The sequence below is a fragment of the Xanthovirga aplysinae genome, from assembly GCF_009711365.1.
In the GTDB taxonomy this organism is placed as follows: domain Bacteria; phylum Bacteroidota; class Bacteroidia; order Cytophagales; family Cyclobacteriaceae; genus Xanthovirga; species Xanthovirga aplysinae.
On the sequence record NZ_SMMB01000106.1, the window covers coordinates 1 to 359 of the forward strand.

At 34.3% G+C, this 359-nt stretch carries 1 protein-coding gene; it reads left to right on the forward strand.

All coding sequences use genetic code 11. The features are described from left to right. Positions 1-359, forward strand: a 359-nt coding sequence (locus E1171_RS23110) for a hypothetical protein (RefSeq protein ID WP_187696088.1), incomplete at both ends; no start/stop codon positions are given.

Below are 359 nucleotides of genomic sequence, written 5' to 3' on the forward strand. Positions count from 1 at the left end.
TTTCATGCGCATCAGGATGGTGAATCTAATATTATCCAAAGTGCAAACTTGATTAGTAGTCTAATGAATGGGGGAGTAAACAACGATGACAATAATTTTGATTTTTATGCTGATCAGCAAGGTGTCTCTAATTTAATATTAGGAAATAATGCCATTGGAGGGGATAGAAATGATGAGAATGTGCTGAGAATTTCGGCTTATCAAGTGGGGACCTCCAATGTTATGAATTTAACCAACTTTATTCTTGGTAATAATAACGATGATAATGATCAGGGAGCCTGGATTAACATTAATGGGGATTTAAACGAAATAGGAGATCCCGATGCAGTTGATTTTAATTTGGGAAATAATATAATCAT